23 protein-coding genes are annotated in these 18,392 nt (G+C 45.6%); 1 reads left to right on the forward strand and 22 read right to left on the reverse strand.

Going from position 1 to position 18,392, the window contains the following annotated elements:
• Position 1: 1 nt before the first annotated feature.
• From FEN17_RS15645 to FEN17_RS15705, 14 genes are all read right to left on the reverse strand, one after another.
• On the reverse strand, positions 2-403 hold the full coding sequence (locus FEN17_RS15645; protein WP_138366275.1) for a DUF1398 domain-containing protein: 402 nt from the start codon (positions 401-403) through the stop codon (positions 2-4).
• Between the two features lie 63 nt (positions 404-466).
• A complete protein-coding gene (locus tag FEN17_RS15650) occupies positions 467-1,159 on the reverse strand; it encodes a DUF421 domain-containing protein (RefSeq protein WP_138366276.1) in 693 nt (230 codons plus the stop codon).
• A gap of 117 nt (positions 1,160-1,276) precedes the next feature.
• Entirely contained in the window at positions 1,277-1,690 is a 414-nt protein-coding gene (locus tag FEN17_RS15655; RefSeq protein ID WP_138366277.1) for a hypothetical protein, read from the reverse strand.
• Between the two features lie 388 nt (positions 1,691-2,078).
• Positions 2,079-3,026, reverse strand: a complete 948-nt coding sequence (locus tag FEN17_RS15660; RefSeq protein WP_138366278.1) for a DUF4249 domain-containing protein — start codon at positions 3,024-3,026, stop codon at positions 2,079-2,081.
• Between the two features lie 12 nt (positions 3,027-3,038).
• A complete protein-coding gene (locus tag FEN17_RS15665) occupies positions 3,039-5,432 on the reverse strand; it encodes a TonB-dependent receptor (protein WP_138366948.1) in 2,394 nt (797 codons plus the stop codon).
• Positions 5,433-5,620: 188 nt separating this feature from the next.
• Positions 5,621-6,460, reverse strand: a complete 840-nt coding sequence (locus FEN17_RS15670) for an SMP-30/gluconolactonase/LRE family protein (RefSeq protein ID WP_138366279.1) — start codon at positions 6,458-6,460, stop codon at positions 5,621-5,623.
• 154 nt (positions 6,461-6,614) lie between these two features.
• On the reverse strand, positions 6,615-7,421 hold the full coding sequence (locus FEN17_RS15675) for a helix-turn-helix domain-containing protein (protein WP_138366280.1): 807 nt from the start codon (positions 7,419-7,421) through the stop codon (positions 6,615-6,617).
• A gap of 90 nt (positions 7,422-7,511) precedes the next feature.
• Positions 7,512-8,399: an oxidoreductase gene (locus FEN17_RS15680; RefSeq protein WP_138366281.1), complete on the reverse strand. Its 888-nt coding sequence runs from the start codon at positions 8,397-8,399 to the stop codon at positions 7,512-7,514.
• A 153-nt stretch (positions 8,400-8,552) separates the two neighbouring features.
• The gene (locus tag FEN17_RS27300; protein WP_171037934.1) at positions 8,553-8,723 is read right to left on the reverse strand and encodes a hypothetical protein; all 171 of its coding nucleotides are present in this window, start codon (positions 8,721-8,723) and stop codon (positions 8,553-8,555) included.
• Positions 8,724-8,737: 14 nt separating this feature from the next.
• Positions 8,738-9,283, reverse strand: a complete 546-nt coding sequence (locus tag FEN17_RS15685; RefSeq protein WP_138366282.1) for a DUF6934 family protein — start codon at positions 9,281-9,283, stop codon at positions 8,738-8,740.
• Positions 9,284-9,392: 109 nt separating this feature from the next.
• Positions 9,393-10,184 (reverse strand): penicillin-binding transpeptidase domain-containing protein, encoded by a 792-nt coding sequence (locus FEN17_RS15690; protein WP_138366283.1) that lies wholly within the window; start codon positions 10,182-10,184, stop codon positions 9,393-9,395.
• A gap of 166 nt (positions 10,185-10,350) precedes the next feature.
• Positions 10,351-10,674: a DUF5615 family PIN-like protein gene (locus FEN17_RS15695; protein WP_138366284.1), complete on the reverse strand. Its 324-nt coding sequence runs from the start codon at positions 10,672-10,674 to the stop codon at positions 10,351-10,353.
• Entirely contained in the window at positions 10,658-10,891 is a 234-nt protein-coding gene (locus FEN17_RS15700) for a DUF433 domain-containing protein (RefSeq protein WP_138366285.1), read from the reverse strand. The genes FEN17_RS15695 and FEN17_RS15700 overlap by 17 nt, the downstream gene beginning before the upstream one ends.
• Before the next feature lie 107 nt (positions 10,892-10,998).
• Complete coding sequence (locus tag FEN17_RS15705; RefSeq protein WP_138366286.1) at positions 10,999-11,226, reverse strand: SymE family type I addiction module toxin; 228 nt, start codon at positions 11,224-11,226, stop codon at positions 10,999-11,001.
• A 111-nt stretch (positions 11,227-11,337) separates the two neighbouring features.
• Here FEN17_RS15705 and FEN17_RS15710 point away from each other — a divergent pair, with 111 nt between their 5' ends.
• The gene (locus tag FEN17_RS15710; RefSeq protein WP_138366287.1) at positions 11,338-11,553 is read left to right on the forward strand and encodes a helix-turn-helix transcriptional regulator; all 216 of its coding nucleotides are present in this window, start codon (positions 11,338-11,340) and stop codon (positions 11,551-11,553) included.
• Here the strand turns inward: FEN17_RS15710 and FEN17_RS15715 are convergent.
• The 8 genes from FEN17_RS15715 to FEN17_RS15750 all read right to left on the reverse strand — a co-directional run bounded on the left by FEN17_RS15715 (position 11,548) and on the right by FEN17_RS15750 (position 18,318).
• Positions 11,548-11,889 carry a protein-tyrosine-phosphatase gene (locus FEN17_RS15715; RefSeq protein ID WP_229208833.1) on the reverse strand — a complete coding sequence of 114 codons (342 nt, stop codon included), beginning with the start codon at positions 11,887-11,889 and terminating at the stop codon, positions 11,548-11,550. The two genes, FEN17_RS15710 and FEN17_RS15715, sit on opposite strands and share 6 nt — an antisense overlap.
• 35 nt (positions 11,890-11,924) lie before the next feature.
• Complete coding sequence (locus tag FEN17_RS15720; protein WP_138366289.1) at positions 11,925-12,935, reverse strand: glycosyl hydrolase family 18 protein; 1,011 nt, start codon at positions 12,933-12,935, stop codon at positions 11,925-11,927.
• A 9-nt stretch (positions 12,936-12,944) separates the two neighbouring features.
• Positions 12,945-14,057 (reverse strand): Gfo/Idh/MocA family protein, encoded by a 1,113-nt coding sequence (locus FEN17_RS15725; RefSeq protein WP_138366290.1) that lies wholly within the window; start codon positions 14,055-14,057, stop codon positions 12,945-12,947.
• Positions 14,058-14,069: 12 nt separating this feature from the next.
• On the reverse strand, positions 14,070-15,182 hold the full coding sequence (locus FEN17_RS15730) for a Gfo/Idh/MocA family protein (RefSeq protein ID WP_138366291.1): 1,113 nt from the start codon (positions 15,180-15,182) through the stop codon (positions 14,070-14,072).
• A 124-nt stretch (positions 15,183-15,306) separates the two neighbouring features.
• Positions 15,307-15,927, reverse strand: coding sequence for a helix-turn-helix domain-containing protein (locus FEN17_RS15735; protein WP_138366292.1), 621 nt, complete (start codon positions 15,925-15,927; stop codon positions 15,307-15,309).
• Positions 15,920-16,174: a type II toxin-antitoxin system HigB family toxin gene (locus tag FEN17_RS15740; protein ID WP_229208834.1), complete on the reverse strand. Its 255-nt coding sequence runs from the start codon at positions 16,172-16,174 to the stop codon at positions 15,920-15,922. The genes FEN17_RS15735 and FEN17_RS15740 overlap by 8 nt, the downstream gene beginning before the upstream one ends.
• A 234-nt stretch (positions 16,175-16,408) precedes the next feature.
• On the reverse strand, positions 16,409-16,786 hold the full coding sequence (locus FEN17_RS15745) for a DUF3244 domain-containing protein (RefSeq protein WP_138366293.1): 378 nt from the start codon (positions 16,784-16,786) through the stop codon (positions 16,409-16,411).
• A 290-nt stretch (positions 16,787-17,076) separates the two neighbouring features.
• Entirely contained in the window at positions 17,077-18,318 is a 1,242-nt protein-coding gene (locus FEN17_RS15750) for an MFS transporter (protein ID WP_138366294.1), read from the reverse strand.
• Positions 18,319-18,392: the final 74 nt, after the last annotated feature.

Raw genomic sequence — 18,392 nt, forward strand, 5'->3', positions numbered from 1 at the left:
GCTACACGTCCGGAATTTTTTCCTCGTATTCGTACTCGGAGTTCGGGCCCTGGTAAATCATCATCATTCCGGTAAGGTCGGCAACATACGTATGGATGCCGGCCGCGCCGATTTCTTGCAAGAATGTCGGATAATCGGTAATTCCTTCCTGGTTGCGTTTGATAGCCGCCTTCACCGAGTCCAGCTCAAATGTCTCAGCACATTCAAATTCAGGCAGATCGCCCGGAATCACCAGCTTGTCGCCGGTAACGGACGTATAAGTACGTTTGTGGTTCCTGACCTTAATTTCATAATTGTCAACCCCGATGGCTTTCAGGTTTTTAACAAAATATGAAAATGGTTGCCCGCTCGCTCGCTGCTCCGCAGATCTTATCAGTTCGTCAGTTAGTTCGATCAGTTCCATAGCTCTTTCTATTTTTAATTTCGACCTTTAAAATGCCATGCCAGCGCATTTTGGGCACTTTTCTCAGGAAATGCGCACATTGTTGATCGCTGTCACCCACTCCTCGCGATTACACACCGGGCAAATCGCAGTACCGGTTTTCTGGTCCTGCGTGTGTCCGCAAAAGGAACAGGCGTGCAGGCCATCTTTCACAATGGTTTTATTTTTTTTATAATACAATTCCGGCAGCACCGGCAAGCCGTATTTTACCTCATTATCCTCGTAAAAAAACACACTTACCTGCCCCGACGGTTCGAGATAAGCCTTCCTGATCTGACCCAAATGTTCAACGCTCATGCACCGCAGTTCGGAGAAAAATTCGTCCTGCGCCAGCGTTTCCTTTTTAAATTCCGATACCGAAAATTGCCCTTCGTGAATCAGGCAAACGGTTTTTCCCTCGACCAGTTTTTCAAACCATTCATTTTTTCCGGTCAGCCAGGTGACGAAGCGGTAGAGTAAAATGATCGTAGCAAAAACTACCAGCGCCGGGACGATACCTACGTCTTCATAAAACATCGGGTCACCCGCGGCCGAGCCCAGGGCAATGATGATCACCACCTCAAAAACCGACAGCTGCCGCACGCCCCGCTTGCCTGTGATCCGCAGGGCAATCAGCAGAAAAGTAAACATGACCGTGGAGCGGAGAATCACTTCGACCAGAAAAATCGGGGGAAGTTCATTGAAGAGCAGCCGCTCCCATTCCATAATGTCTTGCATTGTAAGAGTAAGGTATACAGTTATTTATAAAATCTATTTAAACAAAAAAGATGTTACAAAGCCGTGTCTGAGGCCAAGTAACATCTTTCGTTTAGCTGTTGATGTTATCCTGAATTTCTAGTGCGCCATGTCATCATCTTCGGGATGATGCACGATCAGAGAGCTTCGGGTATCTAGTTTTTTGATCATTTCCGAAGACATTGCATCGGCATACACCCCATAGCTGCTCACCATGGTTCCTTTCAAACCATCTTTGGATTCGATGGCGTAAAGGATGGAAGCGTCCGATGGATTGGTCATACCTTCAAAGCGGTATACCTGCACAATATCGAAATCTTCCGGCGATAATGTCAGGCAAATACCGTCGTCTTTGTGCACTTCCAGCGCGTGGGCCGTCAGGTTAAAGTCGTAGGTGTAGCCTTGTTCCTGCAAATCTTCGAGCGTCTCAATCAATGTATCCGGCTCACTCATATTTTTATTACTTGGATTCGGTTTTTTGGCCTTATCCTGATCTGTTCCTTGCAAGTCCATGATATAGTAATTTAAGGTTATTAATTAGTTGCATACCTGCCGGTATGTGATATCAAAATCCACCTGAAAAGGTGTTATGGTTCAAGATAAACGTGCGCCGAAATATGCGGCGACGTTTGCTTAAAGAAAAAATTATGCCTTAAACGCTCCGCTTACTGATTCCCTGACATTGCGTGAGCCGGGTAATCAAGAGTTAAAGTCGGCTTTATAGGAAAAATACCTAAAACCTTGTTTGCGAATGTTTTAGGTAAAAGTTAAAGCAGAAATTATCTTTTTGGTTTCTTAAATAAATGCAGGGAAATCCTTTCAAAATAGCAGAAACGAGACGAACATTTTGAGGTGCTTTGACCTCAGTTTGTCTTAAAATGTAGAACGAAAATCTGGTTGATCAAGGCCTGTAAAGCAGCTGCCCGGAATTGTATGCGGCGAAGCATCCCAGGCCGTCTTTAATGTTGGTAAAGATCAGCGACGGCTCGATAAATGGGTTGTCGTTATTTCCGCGCATTTCCAGCGAGCGGTGATAGCGGAAATAATTTTCATCCGTATTGTAAACCTCCATCGTCACCAGGGCGATGCTGCTGCGGGGGTATACCGTAAATCGGTTCCCATTTCCATAATCATAAACCGACGCCTGTGGTAACAATATCCGGCCGACGGGAGAGGTAAATGAGATACCGTCCAGATTTCCATCGCTCTGAAAATCATTGCGGCCGATGGTCTCGTCCCAGTTGAAATTGAAACGGTTTCTCACCCTCTTTTCTTTGAAGGTTTCGGCGCTCAAACCATCCGGAATGTTATAGTCCAGGTCGACGGACGCCCGCACCCGGTAAAAATTGGTATCCACCCGAATGTCGTCCCAGGTCATTTTGAGTGTTAATGTTGTATCTGTAGAAACTTCGTTGGAAAAAGTAGTATCGATCACAAAAGATTTAGGAATGACCACTTTGCCAGGCACGGTACAATTGGCAGTCACCGTCCGTTTTCCGTCCGTCACATTCAGATAATAGGTTTTTGAAGCTAAAATTGAAAAAACAGTACGATCCAGGCTATAAAGCTGACTGACAGTATCATAAGGCACGATCGCTTCTTTTATTCCATCAGAAATCGTCACAATGGCGTTTCTGACCACCCCGCCTCTCCCGGTAACATCGCCAAAAACGGGCACCGACTCGGTCACCACTACATTAATCCGCGACGATTGCGGCGAAATGAAACATTGCACCACCAGCTTGGAATCAACCTGCGGCAATTTGGAGGCAGGAATATCCGTAATCAGCGACTCGCACGCCGAGAATGTGATGGCAACAAACAGGAGAATAATATGGGCAAATCTCATGTGGCGGCGATTCTAAAACTTGAAATTATAGCTGAAATAGGGCAGTACAGGGAATAAGGAATAGCGCTTCAATGTCCGCTGCCCGGTACTTTCGTTCTGATCTGACAAGTCGTAGAAGAAAGGGTTTCTGCGGTTGTACACATTATAAACACCGAATTCCCAGGTGCGCTCGTGCCGTTTTTTGTTTTTATGAAACTGGATAGAAATGTCCATCCGGTGAAAAGGCTCGGCGCGGAAACTGTTTTTCTGTCCGTACTCGCTGACCGTCGGGCCATTCCAGCCGATAATTGGCTTGCCGCCCGGGTTGAAGCGCGTCATCAGATTGTCGCTCACGCCTTGGTAGGTGGATACCGGCAATGTTAATGCATTACCCGTCCCGTAAACCCACGTCGAGGACAATGTGATGCGCTTGCTGATTTCGTAAATCCCGACGATGGATAAGTCATGCCGGCGATCGTATCGCGGGTAGAATGTCTGTCCAAAGTTCAGCTCCGGGAATTTCCAGCGCGTCCAGGATAAGGTATAACCAATCCAGCCGGACAGGCGACCTGTTTTTTTCTGTATCAAAAATTCAGCTCCGTAAGACCAGCCTTTTCCAGCGGTAACATTGTCTTCCCAGCTAAGCTCATTTGCATTCTCACCATTGATACTCAAAAAAGAAGAACCTTCCTTGTAGTTTAGAATATGGTTCATTCGCTTGTAATAACCTTCCAATGTAAGAGTTAGGGCGGGTCTTTCAAGATCTTTGGCAAAACCTGCGGCCACCTGCTGCGATTCCTGCGGTGCTACTTTATCAGTTGTCGGCACCCAGAGATCGGTGGGTAGACCGAGGCCCGTGTTGGAAAGTAAGTGCACATACTGGTTCATTTTGGCATAAGAAGCCTTGAAAGAGAAATCTTCGGCCAGCCTCAATGCGGCGGAAAGCCTCGGCTCTGGTCTCACATACGTTTTGGTGGTAGTTTGAAAGCTGCTCAACCTGATACCTCCGTTGATTTTCAACGCTTCCAGCGCCTGCCAGGTATCTTCCACATATATCCCGGCTTCCAGCGTATTCACCGGCTTCACGGAGCGCTCGATAGGATTGTCAATAAATGAACCTTCTATCGCCAGCGCCGAGGGGACGAATTTGTGAAAAGTGGCCTGCGCGCCAAACCGGATCGCATGTTTGGTGGAAGGATAAAAATCAAAATCAGTTTTTATGCCAAGGTCGCGGATCTTGGAAAGATAATCCAGACTGAACTCGTCTTCGGTACTTCCGTCGCTTTTCAAATCTTTGGAATAACTGGAAACCCCGAAGTTGAAGTTGCTGAAAATTAAGGAAGTGTTGACAAAAAGCTTCTGGTTCAGCACGTGGTTCCAGCGCATGGTGGCGGTAGCATTGCCCCAATCCAAACCAGCCTTGGTTTCAGAATCCGAGCTTTTTTCGCTGGCGTGAAACTTGTCCCGCCCAAAATAGCCGCTGATGTAAAGCTTGTCTTTCGGGCCAAGATCGTAATTCATCTTAGCATTCAAATCATAAAAATAATAGCCCGGCTTTACCTGGCTATCGTCACCTTTTTGAGACCTGGCAATAAATGGGGAAGCCAGCAAATCAATGTAAGTTCTGCGTCCGGAGATCAGAAACGAAGATTTTCCTTTTGAAATCGGTCCTTCTAATGTTAGCCTGGAAGAAATAAGCCCGATCCCGCCCTCACCATGCAGCTTATCCTTGCTGCCTTCTTTCATATTCATTTCCAAAACCGAGGACAACCTGCCGCCATAGCGCGCCGGAAATCCGCCTTTGGTCAGCTCCACACTTTTTAAGGCATCACTATTAAAAATCGAGAAAAAACCGAAGAGGTGATTGGCATTGTAAACCACCGCATCATCGAGAATGATCAGGTTTTGATCTGGCCCGCCGCCGCGTACATAAAGGCCAGTTTGGCCCTCGGTACCTTTTTGGACGCCGGGCATGAGTTGCAGAATTCTCAAAACATCTTTTTCACCAAAAAACGCAGGTACTTTTTTTAGCTGCGCAATCGGGATCTCGATTTGGCTCATCTGCACATTCCGGCTCACATAATCCTCCTGCCGCCGCGCCGAAACCACCACTTCTTCCAGCTGGTTAACGGTTTTCAGAAATATATTCAGCTCCGCATTTTTAGTCAATTTGACCGTCTGGCTGGTTTTTTCATAACCCACAAAAGAAAACGAAACCGTCGCCGTATCGCCCACCGGGACTGTCAGCGAATAAAAACCATACGTATTGGTCACCGCGCCGAAGGGTGTGCCTTCGAGGTAAACATTGACGCCCGGCAGCTGCTCCTGACTGCCCTGCTCTTTGACAAAACCACTAATAGTGACACGTTCCTGCGCGAAACCGATGAAAAAAATGAAGCAAAATGCAGCGGTAAAAATCGATCGCATAGTCAGAAAGCTGGTTCGCTTCTGTAACGACTCGGGCAGGTATATAGTATGGGTCATTGTAAAGGGTAAATGTGCTTCCGCATATATACTCAAAATCGGTTTGCTTGGATCAAATCGGGGCTGGATATGAAGCAAAATCGCCGCAGAGCAACTTTCCGCGGCGAATCCTAATGTGAATTTTGCAATAGTTATTTATTTCCTTTCACACGCATTTTCAAGCCATAAACCGCTGTTTCGGCTGTAATAAAAAGCATATCCCGGTTTTTTCCGCCAAAGCAAATGTTGGCCGTCCAGCCATTGTGGATCGGAAACTGGGCGATCTGCTCACCGGTTTTATCAAAAACCGTCACGCCCTTTCCGGTAATGTAAAGGTTACCTTCTTCGTCGAGTATCATTCCGTCGGAGCCTTTTGAAACAAAAAGAGTGCGGTTGGTCAATGTTCCGTCCTTCTGAATATCATACTTATACGTTTTGCTGTCGCCAATGTCGGCCACGTACAAAGTTTTGCCATCGGGCGTGCCGATGATACCATTGGGTTTCTTAATGTTGGCATCGACGCGGATCAGGTTTTTACCTTTTGGATCAAGATAATAAACATACTCGCCGTCCTGCTTCATTTTGGGATCGCGCTTCCAGTAGTCACGCGGGTATAGCGGATCGGTGAGATAAATTCCGCCTTTCGGGTCAATCCAGAGGTCATTCGGACCATTTAAAAGTTTGCCTTCGTAGTCTTTTACCAAAACCGTGGGCTTGCCATTTTTATCAAAAGACCACACCTGATTTTCCTCATCGGAGCAGGCTACAAGGTTTCCTTTTTTGTCAAAATACATACCGTTCGCGCGGCCGGATTGGTCTGAGAAAACACTGAATTTGCCTGTTTCTGCGTCCCAGCGGATGATTTTGTTATTAGGTTGATCTGTAAAAAACACATTGCCATCTTTATCGGCTACCGGTCCTTCGGTGAACTTGTAACCGTCGCCGAGCTTTTCTACCTGCGCGCCGGGCGCTACAATTGATTTGGAATCCATGATTTGTGCTGAAAGTAAGGTCGGGAATAACATTGAAAGTAATCCCGCCAAAAATGAGTAAAAGCCTGCCGATCTTTTCATAGGTAAAAATGATGCCGTGATGAGTTGTTCCGGCAATGTTTCAAAAAGTCGGCCAGCTACATTTCCTTACTTATCAAATCCGCGACGGCGCGACGCCGTAGGCTTTTTTGAAGGCAAAAGAAAAATGGGAAAGGTCTTCAAAACCAATTTCCAGGTAGACGTCGGAAGGTGCTTTTCCTTTTTCCTTGATCAGATAATAAGCTTCTTCCAGCCTGCGCTGCACGAGCCAGCGGCTTGGGGAAATGTGGAATATTTTTTCAAAATCGCGCTTGAATGTGGCGAGACTTCTTCCCGTGAGGTACGCAAATCTTTTGAGCTGCACATTGAAATGAAAATGCTTGTTCATAAAACCTTCCAGATCAATTTTTCCCGGCTCACTAAAATCGAAAAGCGTTTCTTTGATCTCCGGGTAACTTTGCAGCAAAACCAGGATCGCCTCCCGCAATTTTAGCGCGACAAGCTGCTGGTTGGGCGTTTTGTCCGACTCATAATAAGGAAGCAGCGAGTCCATGTAGCTTTTCAGCAATTTGTGCGGCGGGAGTTCAATGACAGCATTTTTCTCCTGATGGGGCTCAATGTGATATTCATAGTCCAGACTAAATTTCCGCAATGTTTCCTGATCGATGTGGACTGAGAGAGATTTAAACTCGCCACCTTCCGGCGGATACTTGCTGAATTTGACCAGGTTATTTCTTTTGGTAAACCTGAAATCGCCTGGATTGGAAATGTAAGTTTTATGGCCATCAATCAGGACCAATGTTCCCGAAATCTGGTAGGTAAGCACGTGCTCACCGACAAACTGCTCACCCTCCCTGCTCCTGGAATGATAGCAGGAAAACACGATTTGAGGAAAATCCGGTTTCGGAACAGTCTGATTCATAATGATTTGCTTGGCATTTATAAAAGCAGCATTACAGAACAATTTTGCTCTGTAGTGCTGCAAGAAAACATTAATTTCAAGATCGTAGCATTATAAACCCTTCATTTTTTGATAGGCCTTTCCAGCCTCCGATTCAAAAAAGTTTTCGGATTCGTCGTGATCAGTGGATAAGCTGACGTGCATCCACTTTTCAAGCTCTTCTTTTCTGGCCGCATCGGCGCGCTGTAAAATATCCACCGCCTCACTTCCAAGCACCAGGTGCAACGGAGGCTCAGGGCTGTTAACGATCTGTATCATGGCTTTTGCCGCTTTGTCGGGATCGCCAACCGGCGTGAAATTTCCGCTGGTAAGAAATGTGGTAACCCCGCCGACAGTCTGTTCATAACCTTCGATGACCGGCGCAAACGTCATGGAAGCCCCGGCCCAATCGGTACGAAAACCGCCCGGTTCCACGCAAGTTACCTTAATGCCCAGCGGCCATATTTCTTTCAATAATGCTTCGCTAAACCCGCTCAGACCAAATTTTGCCGCCTGATACATGGTCAAACCCGCATTGCCAACCCGCCCGCCGATGGAGCTGATTTGCAAAATGTGCCCCGACCGCTGCTTCCGCATGTGCGGCAAAACGGCACGCGTCACCTCGATGGGAGCATACAAATTCGTTTCCAGCTGGCTTCTAACCTGCTCATCCGTAAATGCCTCCGCCGCCCCGGTAATTCCAAAACCAGCGTTATTTACCAGCACATCAATGTTACCAAAATGAGCAATCGCAGTTTCGACAGCCTCGTAAATTTCTTTTTTATCGGTCACATCCAGCCGGATTGGCAAAATCTGATCCGGAAATTGCTGAACGAGATCATCTAGCTGCTGTGTGTTCCTGGCAGTAGCAGCCACTTTATCGCCATTTTTCAAAACTGCCTCTGTAAGGCTTCTTCCCAATCCGCGGGAGCTGCCTGTAATAAACCAAACCTTCGTCATCGTGTTTCTTATTTTAGAATTAACGAGAACAAAGGTCGCCTGAAATCAAACCCTCAATTTTGTTAAAAAGCTCAACGTTGCTTTGTTGAAAAGCTCAGGGGTTTTTGGAGGGTTTAACGGTAGGCCTTGTACGTTTTGGAGAGTATGCGATTATCACTGAATCAGGCGTTGCTGGCTGTTTTTTAAACCTTCAAGAAACTTTCTGGCCCGGGCAGTTTTTTCAGGAAAAAGGTCCCGGTCACCCATTCTCTTCATCAATTGCTGTAAGAATTCCACCTGCTCCTGCGGATCAGTTGGAATTGTATGGGGTTGTGTTGTTTCCATATTTAAAGTTAAAGTTATTTTTTGAATAAAAGAATCGCGTCATAAATGCGTCCGGGAATATACAATTCTGTTATTATGCTTTGTGGATTTTCAGCAAAACCTCCTAAAAACCAGTATGTTGAACTGAGATTTTCGAAATTTTTTTCTACATAGCTTCGATATACTGATATCCTTTGGTTGGAACGCCTACATGTTAGGTTGCAATTTTTGAGACAAGTTTTTCGGCATTTTTCCGCAAAATCTGAGCCGCTGTCACTGCCTTGCACCATGATAATCGCGGCAGGGAAAAGCTCGAAAAGTTTGGGTATAGTTGAAAGTACCGTCCGAAAAACCTTGTAAGCATCTCCATTATTGGATTTAACCTGGTCAACGATCTGCTGAGATTGCAAATCCAAATCTCCAAACCCAAGATTATAGACATCCCTGTCTTCAAATTTTTGAATGTAAGCGTATTGAACCGCTTTAATAATCGGTTCGTGGCCAGAGCTGATAAATGTAAATTCATAGCCTGCTGGTAACTTATAAGCCTGAACCTGATATGAGTCGGAAATACTTGCCATTAAAGAGGGTTTAATTCTAAATGGCAAAAGTTAAGAAAGTGACTTGCGTCAAGCCCAATCTAATTATCTGCTGGCCGGCCGCGATTATCCAACGGCTTGCAAATACAAGCTACATCGCTCCGAGTTGTCGCAATATATTGATCGTAATGGTTTTCCGGCAGTTTCCGAAATCAGCATTTACGATACTTCGCTTCTTGGTTACCCGTGTCGCAAAGAAGTAAGTGTTTTCCTTCCGCTCCACATAGCCGACCCACCAGCCAATGTCGTTTCCGTCAACCCGCGTCCAGCCGGTTTTAGCACGGAGGGTATAATCAGCAGTTTGTTCGTTGATCATCACCCGTTTCAAAATGTCAACATTGCGCTTAGAGAACGGCGTTTTGCCTTCAAAAACTTTGATCAAAAATTCTACCTGATTGCGTGGCGAAACACCGAAAGGGCCGAAATTCCAGAAATCTGCGCCTTTTTCGGAGAGGTTGCCATTTCCATAGCCAGCCAATTTGAGGTAATGGGCATACTTATCCCGACCAATCTTTTTGGCCAATTCAACAAATGCCCAGCCAGCCGAAACCTCGAATGCCTCTTTGACTGAAATGTCTTTATAGATTTCCGGACGGTAACCATAAAGCGTCGTATCCGTGCTTCCAGGCCATTTCACGATCGCATTTTCGTCCGCGATCGTGCCGGTTTCCAAGGCAATGAGAAGGTTGATTATTTTAAATGTCGACGCAGGCTGCGTTTCACGGCGGGAATCAGCATTGTCACTGACGATCCATTTTTTGTTTTTATAATCGTAAATGGTAATGCTGCCTGTGAGGTTGCAGTCTTTAAATGGTGTGACGAGGTCCTGGGCAAATGCAGAAAGTGAACAACAAAGAAGAAGAATGATCAGCTTGATTTTCATGGCTGTTAAGAAATTTTCCCGCAATATAAGAAGCGTTTCAATCTCTAAAAGTGGCAGTTACGGGGACGTGGTCTGGCTTCGAAAAGCTTCACGAAGTCCGAATGGTTGCCTACCGGCTTAGCTCTTCTGCGAAGTCATGTTGGAAATCCAGGTAATGAGGCATATGTTATATGTTTATGATATAAGCCTTATGTCTCTCAAAATTTTCGATCTGTGATTTAAATGATGGGAGGAATGTTACCAACTCTTCAATTTTACTGGTGAAGCTATTTAATACTACGATCGTGACCGGGTATTTTTCCAGGTTTTGCTGGTACATCAAATTTTTGTCAATAGTTAGGAGTACATCAAAGCGGTTTTCAGTGCAGTAGGTCATCAACTTTCCGTTTTTCGTTCCGCCAAGCCCCAATTCTCTTACGGTATATACTTCAAATTCAGCTAGATGTCTTTTCAAACGTTTTGTGACGCATTCGTCAAGCAAAATTTTCATTCAAAATGTGTGTAGATGTTTCAATCAGTTTTTGCGACATTTCAAGGACTTTGACTACCTGACCTTTACTTACTCCATCGAAATCCTCTAAAAAGGTTTCAATAGAATCGCCTGTTTCCAGGTAATCAAACAAGTTTTTGATCGGGACACGGGTGCCAAAAAAGACCGGCGTGCCGCCGAGTATCTCAGGATCAATATTTATAACCTTGCCTTCCATATTATATGATTCGGAAATTGTCGATTCAATTTAACTCATTTTATTGGATTTCAAGCCCGGACATTCGATGTAAGTCCACTAGTCTTTGTCCATAACTTTGGGGGTAGTCAATCTTTCCAGATTCTCAGTTGAGAACTCTTTCTCAATTCTCCCACAGGCTCGATAATTAGTTTATCATTTTCAAACTTCACCATAATGTGCTCTCCGTAATCGAAACCCAGATCTTTCAGCCACTCACCGCAGAGTTTGATCTCCGGGACGAACTTGGCACGCCATTGCGAAGTTCTCTGATACTTTGGATAGATTTTTAGTTGACGCATTTTGAATTTGTTCATTTGGTATAGTGGAGTTTGTCATCACTTAGATTTACAATAAAGGTAAAGCATTTATTAATACGTCAACACATGTGATGACATATTTTTGGTAACAATGCGGCAGTTTGTGCCGTGGATAAAATTGAACTGCAAAAACTGGTTGGAAAAAGAATTATCCAACTCCGAACCGACAAGGGTTGGAGTCAGTCAGACTTGGCACGCGCTTGCGAAAAAGATCGTCAGTCGATTGAAAGAATCGAGAATGGAAAGGTTTCGCCCTCTCTTTATTCGCTTTATGAAATTTCTTTGGCGCTAGGAGTTCGCTTAGAGGAATTGATCAGTCTATAATCCAAAATTTTCATTTAATGACGCGTTCATCTTGACCCGCAAAGCATCAACCAATTCCTCATCCATAAATTCATAATCATCCGCGATGTCGAGAACTTCGATTGAAGGCAACTCCAGATGCTGATATACGGTGCGGATTTTGGTTTTCTGATCACTTTCCATAACTAAAACGAGATCGGCCCAAGCCAAATCATTCTCAGAAATTTTCCGATTGCTATGTGGGCTCAGTCCTGCTGATCTAATGTTGAAACGTGAGTCATTTTTAAAAATGTGCTCAGCCGTGCGGCTACGTCTTTTGTTCCGTCCGCAAATGACGAGGATGTTAGGTCTGGTCATAATCCTTTGTCATTTTCCGACATTCGTATAAAAATTCACTTGCCCTTAACAACCCCGTCAATCCCTCCCAGCAGCGACTTCACTCCCGTACTGTCCTGCATCAATTGCCAGATCATGACCCCGCTTACGCGCTCTTTGGCTAGCTGGGTTTTCTTTTGGATTGTCGGCAAACCATTATAATAAACCATCCCGCCATTTAAATGCATCTGGTCCTGGTTGACAGAATCAGAATACTGGCGCAAAATGTTTTTATAGGACATACTTTCAGGCGCGGTGCCGCCGAAGCCGTAGCCGTAGAATGGCACGCCGAGGGTTAGCTTTTCTTTTGGGATTTTGCGGGTGATGAGCCAGTAATCGAGGTCTTCTTCGGCCATGGAGTAGGGGGCATGGGGACCGGGTTTATCCGGGCGCCATGGGCCGGTGCGGTCATAAGACATAATGTTCACAAAATCGAACTGCGCCAGGGCTTTGTCTGTGAACTGCTCTTTGTAAACAGTCGCAATGGCGGCGGTGATTTGTTTGTTTTTCTGTCTTAATGCAGCAGCGAGGTCGATCACGAAGTTCTCATAGTTCGCGTCGATCAATGCACCTTCCAGGTCTACGTCAATGCCGTCGAGGTTATTGTCGACGGCCAAATTAACCAAATCCCTGATCAGCTTGCTTTTTTTATCCCCGATCAAAAATGACGGATAATACTTGGGCGCGCCTCCACCACCGATGGAAGCCATGATTTTTACATTTCTGGAATGCGCTAATGTGGCTACTTCCTTCAAATTCTCAGTCTTGGTGAGACGACCCGAAGAATCCGGATTGATGAATGCAATGTACAAATGTGTAATCTTTGCGAAATCCACCTTACTGGCAGCGGCGGGCAAGTCGGTGCTATTTGGCAGGTAGCCGATTACCTTAAAGCGACTCTCCATATCGCCATTTTTGGATACGGTCACACTTTTTTTGCTGCAACTGGTACTTAATGCAAGCATCACCATGAAAACGGCAATGCACTGCTTGAACAACATCGAGGTCTTCATGGTGATACGCTGCATTTTAAAATATTATTTCCCAGCCAACATAATTTTCGCCCCACCTTTCCGGATCGATTCATACACCGCATCCACTACGATCATATCTTTCAAACCTTCTGCGCCGGTTACATTCGGATCAGGCTTGTTGTTCAGGATGATATCGGCGATACCATCCATCTGCAGAGTTTGATGTGTAATCACAGGCTGATTCATCGGACCATTATGCGTTCTACCTTTGATCGGGCCGTAGCTGAATGCCGGGCTGAGTTCCACGAAACCCTTTTCGCCGACTACATACAGTCTTTCGTAATTATTGAAATTGTAGGTTGTGCCGCAGCTCGCGATTACGCCGCTCGGAAAGCCCAGCTGGAACATAATCGTTTCGTCCACTTCCTTGAACTTCACCGGATCGGTTTTAGATTCCTGAGCAGTAACCCAAATCGGCTCTTCGCCCGTCGCATACCTCGCGCCATTTAATGCATAAATGCCTACGTCCATCATCGCGCCGCCGCCGGCCAATGCTTTTTTTAGCCGCCACTGGTTCGGGTCGCCGGATTTGAAACCCATATAATTATTGACGTGCATGATCTTTCCCAGCTCACCCGCCTCGCGCATCCGGATCAGCTCGCGGGTATGCGGTTCAAAATGCATGCGGTAACCAATGTAAAATTTGACTCCCGCTTTTTCGCAAGCCGCAATCATTTCGCGGGTTTGCTTCGCATTGTCGGCCACTGGTTTTTCGCAAAGTACGTGTTTTCCTGCTGCTGCAATTTGTAGCACATGCTTGTGATGCAGCGAGTTAGGCGTGGTAATGTAGACAATGTCAATGTCCGGATTGTTTTTAATCTGGCTGACGGTTTCGTAGTTGTAGGTGTTCTTTTCAGGAATGTTATACTTCTTTTTCCAATCTTCCAGCTTAGCCGGCGTGCCTGAAACGGCTCCCACCAAAGTGGCCATTTTACAATCTTTCATGGCTTCGGCCACCCGCGTTCCATAGCTTCCGAGTCCCATGATGGCTACGCGCAACTGTTTGTCGGCTTTGGGGCGGGAGTAGAGCTCGCGGGCCGCGGCGGGTAAATCGGCCAGGGCAGTGGCACCAATTCCTAAGGTCATTTTTTGGAGAAAATTACGGCGTGAATCCATAGTAACGAGTGATTATTTGTTGATAAAAACCTTCGCCCCATTCTTTCGAAGCGATTCATAAATGGCATCGATGACCAGCATATCCTTCAATCCCTCTGCACCGGTCACATTCGGGTCGGGTTTTCCGTTCAGGATCGCATCAGCAATTCCGTCCAGCTGGTAAGCCTGGTGATTTACATCCGGTTGCTTGATTTCGCCTTTGTGCGTAGTGCCGCGAATCGGGCCGTAGCCAAATGCGGGGTTCATTTCCGCCCAGCCTTTGTCGCCCATAAGCCGGAGCATCTCCACGTGATTAAACCCGTAAGTACAGCCGCAGTTGGCAATAATTCCGCTCGGAAAACCGAGCTGAAATGTCACCGTCTCATCCACATCCTTGAATTTCACCGGATCAGTTTTCGATTCCTGCGCAGTAACCCAAACCGGCTCCTCGCCCGTGCAATACCGCGCACCATTTGTCGAATACACGCCCACATCCATCACCGCGCCTCCGCCAGCCAAAGCTTTTTTTAGTCTCCACTGCGTCGGGTCGCCTATCTGAAAACCTGCATAATTATTGACGTGCATGATTTTGCCAAATTCACCGGCCTCGCGCATTCTGATCAACTCCTTCGTGTGCGGCTCAAAATGAAGGCGGTAACCAATGTAAAATTTCACGCCAGCCTTCTCGCAGGCAGCAATCATCTCCCGGGCTTGTTTGGCATTGTCCGCCACCGGTTTTTCACAAATCACGTGTTTCCCCGCCGCAGCCACTTGCAGTACATGCTTGTGGTGCAGTGAGTTAGGCGTGATCACATACACAATGTCAATGTCAGGGTTATTTTTGATTTCATTGAGGTTTTCGTAGTTGTAAACATTCTTATCCTCAATCCCGTATTTCTGCTTCCATTCCGGAATTTTGGAAGGCGTACCTGTCACAATCCCCACCAGCTTGGCCGTTTTACATTCTTTCATCCCCCTCGCTACAATGTTGGCATACCCGCCCAGGCCCATCAATGCCACGCGGAGTTGCTTGTCGGCAGGGGCTTTTTGCAAAAATGGGGCGGAAACTGCGGGCGTAAGATCAGTGAGCGTAGCAGCCCCCAATCCGAGGGAAAGCGTTTGTATAAAGTCACGGCGGGAATTCATAATGGCCAGTTTTTAGAGTGTTGGAAAACAAGGGGAAAAGAGTTTGGCGGGAATTATCTCCTTATCTCTAAAATATTGGCTATGAATACTTTTTTACTATATGCTTCCTTTACTCATCTTGTTCTTAATATGACTTGCTCAGTTTCGCAGCACCTGATGACGATTTAGCAAGAGGTGTAATTTGGGAAGAATCCTTTTCCCGATTAATTCCCACTGATTTCTTCGCTTCATTGAATTTTCTCTCGATTTCCTCTGGTAGTGCTGTGCAGATCAAATTTTCAAGTGTGATATCGAAGAACCTGTGAATGATAACCAGATCGTTCAATGAAAAAGAACGAGTTCCGCTCAATAACTCGGATGTGTAAGACTTGCTGTGGCTGAGTAATGCCGCGAGGTCGTTTTGATTTAACCCGTTCTCTTGCAACTTGCTGAGAATTAACTCCTTTCTTTTTTTGAAAAATTGTAATTCTTTTTTTACCTGCTTTTCTGCTTTATCACTCTCTTTGAATTGCTTTTTAGGAATTGAATCAAAGTCGGACCAGTGAAGTGATTCATATCTTTGGATTAGATCTTTAACCTGTTTTCTCAGAGGTTCCAGATCCGATTGTTCTTTACTTAGCAGCCTCAAAGACCTTTCTGCCCAGACTGCTCGTTCCATATCTATTTCCGAAGTTAGCTCGCCTTTTTTGATCATCTCTCTGACATCAAATGCTGACATCACAGCAGTTTGTTGTTTTTTAGCCATTTTTCGATGCTCTTTTTGTTGTTTTTAATGTTCGTTCATAGTCCTGATGATTACCCGCCCAGACTATTGTCGCTTGCCGTTCTTCAATAACTATCAGTATCAGTGTCCTATGGATATGAATATCCATAAAATAGTAACCTGCATTATGCACTTTCTCAGCATCTCTTCGAATCAACCCAATCTCGCTTATTGAATCAACCTCTGCATTTTCCAGGTCCTGAATTAAGCGGTCAATTGCTTTGGCCAATTTTACGTTCCCCTGATTTTTGTTTCTGAGCCTGAATAAAATTCCCTTCCCATACAGTTGCATACGCCGATTGAATTTACATGAAAAGTTCTACAAAAAGTAGAACTTTAAAATTTGCCGTTTCTATTTAGACGCGTGATTAATCCGGAGGTAACACATTTCTGGGATATTTTTTAACAAAAAAAGCTCCCGGAGGTTAACCCCGGGAGCTTTCTGTGAACCTTAAAAACCGACTTATTTTACTGTGAGGACTCTTTCTGTTTTTTGTTCAGACACCTGGAATGATTTGGTTTGGACTTCGCCGCCGCTGATCACATCCAATTTATACTGACCAGCTTCCATTTGATCCATGTTCAAAGAGCGACCGAATTTCTGGTTTTCTTTGCTCACCGTTTCGCGGTAAACAACGTCTCCTGTTTCATTTTTCAATAAGATCGTTGTGTTGTTTGAAGCGTCTGTTTTGTTGACCATCACATTGATGTTACCTGTTTTGGTAGGGTAGATACCGGTTCCGAATTTGGAAGCTTTGGTTTCTTTGTCTTCTGCGTTGGCAGCGAAAGTAGAAGCGATAAATGCGAAAGCAAATGCGATTGTTTTGATTGAAGTTTTCATGGCTATTTTATTTTTATGGCTGTTGTTTTTGTTTGATTTTCTTTTTGTCCCTGAGGACATAACAAAGGTGGCATAAAACCAGGTACTATGTATTACATAGTACACGAGTGGGAGTTTTAGGTAAATGAGTGGTTGATATCTTTCATGAGTAATTTATCGGTTTCTGAATTTTGATCTAATGAGGAGATGCAGGAAAGGAATGTTGCTTGAGAAATGTTAACAAACGTTAAAAAAAACGGCTCACTGTTTTGCAGGAGCCGTTTTTCGGATGAGTGATATGTATGAAGGAACTATTCCTTTTCCACAAAATTCATGTCTTTCGTAAACGTTTCTTCCAAAAAGTACAGTGCCAACATGGCTAACGCGCTGGTTGCCACACCAATCAATAGCCCACTCTGAATTACGCCGAGGTCGGGTTTGAATTGCACAAACAATGCTGCGAGCGGTATCGTGGCGCCGCGGACGAAATTGGGGACGGTAGTAGCAACCGTCGCGCGGAGGTTTGTTCCAAAAAGCTCTGCGGCGATTGTGATGAACAAGGTCCAGTAGCCGTTACAAAAACCCAGCAACGTGCAAAGCAGGTAAAAAGAGAATAAATCCTGCATCGGGATCAGCAGGTAGCCGACCACCATGGCCAGCGACAGGATGATAAATAGCCTTATCACTTTCTTGCGGCTCTTTAAATATTGGCTCAGCAAACCACTGATAATGTCACCCGCCACCTGACCGGAAAATGCGAGCATCACGGCTTTTCCGGCATTGATACCTTCTACGCCTTTTGCTGCACCAAATTCCGGCGAGAATGTGATCAGGATACCCACCACGAACCAGATTGGCAGGCCTACCAGAATCGCCATGAGGTATTTCCCAAGGCGTTTTTTGTTGGTTAAAATCATGAGAATGTTGCCGCGGTCCACCGTATTTTCTTTGACCTGCTTAAACATGCCCGATTCAAAAACATTGAACCGAAGTACCAGCAGTAGCAAGCCCATTCCACCGCCCACGAAATAGGATATCCGCCAGGCAAAAAGATCCGCAACAAAATAGGCGAGGATCGCGCCCAGGACGCCGAGGGTTGCTACCAATGTTGTTCCGTACCCTCTGATTTCCTTTGGCAAAACTTCTGTAACCAATGTGATTCCCGCGCCCAGCTCACCCGCAAGTCCTACTCCTGCGACAAAACGAAGCAGCGCATATTGGTCCAGCGACTGTACGAAACCATTCCCAATATTGGCGAGCGAGTACATAATGATGGAGCCGAAAAGTACCGAAAGCCGGCCTCTTTTATCGGCAATAATCCCCCAAAGCACACCGCCAATCAACATTCCCGCCATCTGGTAGTTCAGCAGGCGGATACCCTCCGTCAACAATTGCTCGGCTGGCACATTCAGCGCTTTCAGGCTCGGGACCCGTACGACGCTGAATAAAAAGAGGTCGTACATATCGACCAGGTAGCCCAGCGCGGCCACGATCACCGGGATTTGTAATAGTTGAGATAAAAGAGATGGGCGTGATTCAGGATTTAGGGACATTGTTGGAAGCTTTTAGCCAGTAGCAGTTAGCGCTTAGCTCGTTTGACAATATTTTTATTTTACATAAAACCAAA

This window comes from Dyadobacter luticola, assembly GCF_005860805.1.
GTDB lineage: Bacteria > Bacteroidota > Bacteroidia > Cytophagales > Spirosomataceae > Dyadobacter > Dyadobacter luticola.

What these genes read in the sequence shown, in the direction of transcription:
- FEN17_RS15645 (WP_138366275.1), bottom strand. Translation starts at nt 403, where the DNA reads ATGGAACTGATCGAACTAACTGACGAACTGATAAGATCTGCGGAGCAG.
- FEN17_RS15650 (WP_138366276.1), bottom strand. Translation starts at nt 1,159, where the DNA reads ATGCAAGACATTATGGAATGGGAGCGGCTGCTCTTCAATGAACTTCCC.
- FEN17_RS15655 (WP_138366277.1), bottom strand. Translation starts at nt 1,690, where the DNA reads ATGGACTTGCAAGGAACAGATCAGGATAAGGCCAAAAAACCGAATCCA.
- FEN17_RS15660 (WP_138366278.1), bottom strand. Translation starts at nt 3,026, where the DNA reads ATGAGATTTGCCCATATTATTCTCCTGTTTGTTGCCATCACATTCTCG.
- FEN17_RS15665 (WP_138366948.1), bottom strand. Translation starts at nt 5,432, where the DNA reads ATGCGATCGATTTTTACCGCTGCATTTTGCTTCATTTTTTTCATCGGT.
- FEN17_RS15670 (WP_138366279.1), bottom strand. Translation starts at nt 6,460, where the DNA reads ATGGATTCCAAATCAATTGTAGCGCCCGGCGCGCAGGTAGAAAAGCTC.
- FEN17_RS15675 (WP_138366280.1), bottom strand. Translation starts at nt 7,421, where the DNA reads ATGAATCAGACTGTTCCGAAACCGGATTTTCCTCAAATCGTGTTTTCC.
- FEN17_RS15680 (WP_138366281.1), bottom strand. Translation starts at nt 8,399, where the DNA reads ATGACGAAGGTTTGGTTTATTACAGGCAGCTCCCGCGGATTGGGAAGA.
- FEN17_RS27300 (WP_171037934.1), bottom strand. Translation starts at nt 8,723, where the DNA reads ATGGAAACAACACAACCCCATACAATTCCAACTGATCCGCAGGAGCAG.
- FEN17_RS15685 (WP_138366282.1), bottom strand. Translation starts at nt 9,283, where the DNA reads ATGGCAAGTATTTCCGACTCATATCAGGTTCAGGCTTATAAGTTACCA.
- FEN17_RS15690 (WP_138366283.1), bottom strand. Translation starts at nt 10,184, where the DNA reads ATGAAAATCAAGCTGATCATTCTTCTTCTTTGTTGTTCACTTTCTGCA.
- FEN17_RS15695 (WP_138366284.1), bottom strand. Translation starts at nt 10,674, where the DNA reads ATGAAAATTTTGCTTGACGAATGCGTCACAAAACGTTTGAAAAGACAT.
- FEN17_RS15700 (WP_138366285.1), bottom strand. Translation starts at nt 10,891, where the DNA reads ATGGAAGGCAAGGTTATAAATATTGATCCTGAGATACTCGGCGGCACG.
- FEN17_RS15705 (WP_138366286.1), bottom strand. Translation starts at nt 11,226, where the DNA reads ATGAACAAATTCAAAATGCGTCAACTAAAAATCTATCCAAAGTATCAG.
- FEN17_RS15715 (WP_229208833.1), bottom strand. Translation starts at nt 11,889, where the DNA reads ATGACCAGACCTAACATCCTCGTCATTTGCGGACGGAACAAAAGACGT.
- FEN17_RS15720 (WP_138366289.1), bottom strand. Translation starts at nt 12,935, where the DNA reads ATGCAGCGTATCACCATGAAGACCTCGATGTTGTTCAAGCAGTGCATT.
- FEN17_RS15725 (WP_138366290.1), bottom strand. Translation starts at nt 14,057, where the DNA reads ATGGATTCACGCCGTAATTTTCTCCAAAAAATGACCTTAGGAATTGGT.
- FEN17_RS15730 (WP_138366291.1), bottom strand. Translation starts at nt 15,182, where the DNA reads ATGAATTCCCGCCGTGACTTTATACAAACGCTTTCCCTCGGATTGGGG.
- FEN17_RS15735 (WP_138366292.1), bottom strand. Translation starts at nt 15,927, where the DNA reads ATGGCTAAAAAACAACAAACTGCTGTGATGTCAGCATTTGATGTCAGA.
- FEN17_RS15745 (WP_138366293.1), bottom strand. Translation starts at nt 16,786, where the DNA reads ATGAAAACTTCAATCAAAACAATCGCATTTGCTTTCGCATTTATCGCT.
- FEN17_RS15750 (WP_138366294.1), bottom strand. Translation starts at nt 18,318, where the DNA reads ATGTCCCTAAATCCTGAATCACGCCCATCTCTTTTATCTCAACTATTA.